Origin of the sequence: Microcoleus sp. B3-D2 (assembly GCF_036705345.1) — a bacterium.
Taxonomy (GTDB): domain Bacteria; phylum Cyanobacteriota; class Cyanobacteriia; order Cyanobacteriales; family Microcoleaceae; genus Microcoleus.
In genome coordinates this window covers 9,515-14,894 of sequence record NZ_JAUBUG010000109.1, presented here as the reverse complement: position 1 = coordinate 14,894, position 5,380 = coordinate 9,515, and the positions used below count along the sequence as shown (strand labels likewise).

The following is a 5,380-nucleotide window of genomic DNA, read 5'->3' as shown; positions in this document are numbered from 1 at the left end:
TGCACTTTATTCTCGCTCGCGCGCTCGAAACCTTTCGCGACGCAATATGCACTCGATTATTCAGCAAGCCCTATGTAAAACCTCCCTCACTGTTTGTGGGGTCCAATTAAAGTGAGCAGCTATTTTTTCAACCTACGGGCCATGTGCATTTAATCTAATTACTTCTGCTCGGTCTTTGACTTTTTGGGGAACATCCGTAGTTCTCAGTTTTAATAGGGTTTTATCTTGCTCCTGACTGAGAAATACCCTTAATCTAGCGCCCATATATTGAGTTACCTCAGTAGACGTATTCTCTATGTTTACTTATTTTAACATAGTTTGGTTTTTTCTCACCGACTTACTTAGATGATATCGCCGAACAATTGGCAAACTTACTTAAAGATTTACAAAAAGAAAGAGACTCATTTATTGATTTAGGCATCAACTTTGAAGAGAAAGCATTTTACGACATTTTAAAATCTGTCGCTCAGAAATACGAGTTTGAGTATCCAGAAGATAAACTGATTAAGCTTTCCCGTGAAGTTAAGGCGATCGTTGATGACAAAGCTAAATATACACACTGGTCACAAAAGGAAGATATCAAGGCAGAGTTAAAATTTGCTTTAATCTTGATCCTTGATGAAAATGGCTATCCGCCTGTACCAAAGGATGAAGTATTTAAAGAGGTTTTTGAACAGGCTGAGAACTTCAAGAAGTATAGTTAGGAATAAATTATTAATTGGATGCCTAAGCTAGTAAGGTGATTTCGTGGCTTAGGCATCCATCTATAAGACAATCTAACAGATTTGTTCAAAAGAGTCAAAATAGTTTTATCCCTTACAGCAGTTTCCGAACAACCTTCTGCGTACTTCATCAATAAGTTATTAACTTTCTAAACTTCTATGCCTGACTTAATTACCATTCCTGGCTTTGCTGAACTTCAAGCTCTTACACTCGGCGACTCCCGCATTAAAATTGCCGTTTTGGATGGCCATGCCGATCTCGATCGCGCTTGCTTTCAATGCTGAAGCGGTACGGATGGCTTTTCTTAATAGTGCGATTCCCTGCGATCCTCAAGAAGTTGCAGAACCGCAACGTTGTTTAGTTGGTAAATTGAATATTCCTGGTGCTTATCAATTGTTGACTGGGAAGACTTTATCCAGCATTCAACCATCTGCTGCTGAAGGAATAGGGAAGAAGGAAGTAAGTCTACAATTTATAGTTCCAATCAGTTTTGCTTTTTTAGTGTGCGAGCATCCCGATCGCTTTCACCACGCAACCCAGGGGGACGATCGCATTTCTAAACAATGCTACTCGCTCTTAGGGGACGATCGCACTCCGGTACAATCGGGACACAACATTGTTGTGTCCCTACAAATCCCCTCTAAACCATCTCTGGCGAAACTTGCATAGCCGGCTGCGGCTGGAACTGGAACAGCGAATAAACCACATTGCGGCGGATATCCGTCATCATGTCCAAAAACAGCTCGTAACCTTCAGTTTTGTACTCGATCAGCGGGTCTTTCTGGCCGTAACCACGCAGCCCTACCGACTCGCGCAAAGCATCCATTTGTTGCAAGTGTTCCCGCCACAAAGTATCAATTTGCTGCAAAATAAAGAACCGTTCCGCATCTCGCATCAATTCGGCTCGGATTGCATTAACTTCCGCTTCTTTAATGTCGTAAGCATTGCGGACTTGTTCGTGCAGGAATGTTTTAATTTCCTCAACTGACAAATCTTCTAGTTGATCTGGTGTCATGTCAGCCAGCAGATAAACAAATTCCTTCACTTTGCTGACGAGTTTGTCGAGTTCCCATTCTTCCGAAGGTAAATCGGGATTGATGTATGCTCCCACGATGTCGTCCATCGTCTGTTCGGCATACCTAATTACCTGTTCTTTGGAGTCCAAACCTTCCAATACTCGGCGACGTTCTGCATAGATTGCTCGACGCTGATTGTTCATCACTTCGTCGTATTCAAATACCTGCTTGCGGATATCGTAATAGTAGGTTTCGACTTTTTTCTGAGCGCCTTCGAGGGAACGAGTCAGCATTCCAGATTCGATCGGCATATCCTCCTCAACACCGAAAGCCTTCATCAAACCGGCCACCCGTTCGCCGCCGAAAATCCTGAGCAAATTGTCTTCCAAACTCAAGAAAAACCGTGTAGAACCAGGGTCTCCTTGGCGTCCCGCCCGGCCGCGCAACTGATTGTCGATCCGGCGCGATTCGTGGCGTTCGGTACCGATGACGTGCAAGCCTCCCAACTTCACGACTTCATCGTGTTCAGTGCTGGTAAAAGCATCGTATTCGCTGCGAGTTAAATTGTAAGCTTCCCGCAATTTTTGAATTACCGGGTCTTTTGTCGGCGCTTTTTCCGAAGCTATAGCCACGATGTCATCGGCTTGCAATTCCGAGAGCGATCGCTCGCCGTACTCCTTCACCGCCAATTCCACCGCCGCCTTGAGCAGTTGCTCGGCATTTTTCGATAGCTGCGTCGGGAAAATCTGCGCCGAAGCTTTCCAAGACTTTACCTTTTTCGTGGTCGGAGCAAAACCTTGAGGTGCGGGGCGGCCACTAATACCCGGTACTTGTACCACCGAAAACCCGTCTTCATCCTCGGGTCGCACGATCCGGGGCATAAAATATTCCCGCAACTTGAGGCGCGCCATGTACTCAGAATTACCGCCCAAAATAATATCAGTACCGCGTCCCGCCATGTTGGTCGCGATCGTCACAGCACCTTTGCGTCCGGCTTGAGCGATAATTTCTGATTCCCGCTCCACATTTTCCGGTTTAGCATTAAGCAAATTGTGAGGAATTTTCCTCTCCAGCAGCAGCCGCGACAGCAACTCCGACTTTTCTACGCTTGTAGTGCCCACCAGCACCGGCCGACCGATCTCGTGCATTTCCGCGCATTCTTGGGCGATCGCATTCCACTTCCCAGCCTCCGCCTTGTAAACCATATCCGAAAGGTCTGTGCGGCTGGTAATCCGGTTAGTGGGAACCAGGGTCACTTCCAGATTGTAAATCTTCTCAAACTCGGTTTCTTCTGTCTTCGCTGTCCCAGTCATCCCCGACAGCTTCGGATAAAGCAAAAAGAAATTCTGATAAGTAATCGTCGCCAGCGTCTGAGTTTCCGGCTGAATTTCCGCGCGTTCCTTCGCTTCGATCGCCTGGTGCAAACCGTCACTCCAGCGCCGTCCCGGCATCACCCGGCCGGTAAACTCATCCACAATCACGACTTCGCGATCGGGAGTGACGATGTAGTTAATATCCTTAATAAACAATTCCTTCGCCTTAATCGCATTAAAAATGTAATGCGCCCAAGGGTCAGCCGGGTCGTACAAATCCGTAACACCTAACAACCGCTCAGCTTCACCAAACCCTTCATCGGTCAATAGCACATTCCGAGCCTTTTCGTCAACCTCGTAATGTTCTTCATTTTCCTTTCTCAGAGCAGCAGCTACCTCAGCCGCCCGTATATACTTCTCACTGGGGCGTTCCACCTGGCCGGAAATAATTAAAGGCGTCCGTGCTTCATCAATCAGCACTGAGTCAACCTCGTCAATCACGCAGAAATTAAAAGGACGCTGCACTACATCTTCCATGACAGTAGCCATGTTGTCGCGCAAATAATCAAAGCCGACTTCGCTGTTAGTGGCGTAGGTAAGATCGCAGCTATAATTTTTCTTTCGTTCCACCTGATCCATGCCCTGCTGAATCAGTCCCACAGTCAATCCCAGGAAGCGGTGCACTTGTCCCATCCATTCCGCGTCCCGTCTTGCGAGATAATCGTTGACGGTGATGATGTGTACGCCTTTACCGTTGAGGGCGTTGAGGTAAGCCGGCAGCGTCGCCACGAGAGTTTTGCCTTCACCGGTTTTCATTTCGGCAATTTGGCCTTTGTGCAGGATAATGCCCCCGAGGAGTTGGACATCAAAGTGGCGCATTCCTAAAACCCGTTGTCCTGCTTCCCGCACCACTGCAAAAGCCTCGGGCAAGATTTCGTCTAGGATCTCTTTCTCTTCGTTGAGAGATTTAGCTTTTGCCAGACGTTCTTTAAACTCCGCCGTTTTGCCTCTGAGGTCGTCGTCTGAGAGTGCGCGGAAGTCTTGTTCCAAGATATTGATATCAGCTACCCAAGGCTGAAATTTTCTAAGTTTGCGCGCGTTGGGATCGCCTAGCAGATTTTTAAACATGGCAGGAGAGGCAGATTTTTAATAATTTAGCTATTAGCTTTCAGGGTTACGGGCTGTAGTGTTAGCCACAACATATACCCTCCCCGATTGTAGCAACCATTGGCTCTCCTCGGCCGTGGCTGCGGGCGATCGACCGATTTTCGATTTTCGATTTTGGATTTTAGATTGAATAATCGATCGATTTTGGATTTTGGATTTTGGATTTTCGATTGAATAATTGACCTCTGTTCCCGGTTATTAAGGGGATGGAGGGCCCTAATCGTCAAACAGCAGACTGACCGCATTTTTGGTGAAAAGTCCGGAAGTGCGATCGGGTTTTACTCGGGCAAAAGCTACATACTTCTAAAAATCCACCGGCGATCGATTTCCCTCACCCGCCACCAAATCCCACAACGCATCAATACCTGAGCCGACATATTCTGTATCCTGATGGCGATCGATCCATTGCACGACAGCAGGCAAAACGTCACTAGATTTGAGGCCCAACTTACCCAAGGCTTCTGTTGCCTGACGACGCACGAACTCCTGCCCATCTTCCAGACTTAGTAGCAGAGCACTGATGACACTTTCTGAAGCATTTCCCAAGTTGCCCAAGGCTTCTGCTGCCGAGTAACGCACCCACTCATCCTCATCTTCCAGACTTAGTAGCAGAGCATTGATGACGGATTCTGAAGCATTTCCCAACCTGGCCAAGGCAAATGCTACCGAGCTACGCACTAAGTTATCCCCATATTCCAGACCTAACAGCAAGGCACTGATCACGGATTCTGAAGCATTTCCCAACTTGCCCAAAGCTTCTGCTGCCGAGGCACGCACCGAGTAATCGCCATTTTCGAGACGTAGCAGCAAGGCACTGATCACGGATTCTGAAGCGTTTCTCAATTTGCCCAAGGCAAATACTGCCAAGTCACGCACAAAGTTATCGCCATCTTCCAGACTTAGTAGCAGAGCATTGATGACGGATTCTGAAGCATTTCCCAACTTACCCAAGGCAAATGCTGCCGAGGCACGCACAAAGTTATCGCCATCTTCCAGACGTAGCAGCAAGGCACTGATCACGGATTCTGAAGCATTTCCCAACTTACCCAAGGCTTCTGCTGCCAAGTAACGCACCGTATAATTCCCATCTTCCAGACGTAGCAGCAAGGCACTGATCACGGATTCTGAAGCATTTCCCAACTTACCCAAGGCTTCTGCTGC

The 5,380-nt window shown here is 47.4% G+C and carries 4 protein-coding genes; 2 read left to right on the top strand and 2 right to left on the bottom strand.

Annotated elements, in window-relative coordinates; all coding sequences use genetic code 11:
* Positions 1 to 350: 350 nt before the first annotated feature.
* A complete protein-coding gene (locus QUB14_RS26715; protein WP_333221007.1) occupies positions 351 to 704 on the top strand; it encodes a type I restriction enzyme endonuclease domain-containing protein in 354 nt (117 codons plus the stop codon).
* 262 nt (positions 705 to 966) lie between these two features.
* Positions 967 to 1,392 carry a hypothetical protein gene (locus tag QUB14_RS26710; protein WP_333297403.1) on the top strand — a complete coding sequence of 142 codons (426 nt, stop codon included), beginning with the start codon at positions 967 to 969 and terminating at the stop codon, positions 1,390 to 1,392.
* Here the strand turns inward: QUB14_RS26710 and secA are convergent.
* On the bottom strand, positions 1,364 to 4,180 hold the full coding sequence (secA, locus tag QUB14_RS26705) for a preprotein translocase subunit SecA (RefSeq protein WP_333220993.1): 2,817 nt from the start codon (positions 4,178 to 4,180) through the stop codon (positions 1,364 to 1,366). The genes QUB14_RS26710 and secA overlap by 29 nt on opposite strands.
* 342 nt (positions 4,181 to 4,522) lie before the next feature.
* Positions 4,523 to 5,380, bottom strand: an 858-nt coding sequence (locus QUB14_RS26700) for a HEAT repeat domain-containing protein (protein ID WP_333297401.1), incomplete at its 5' end; no start/stop codon positions are given.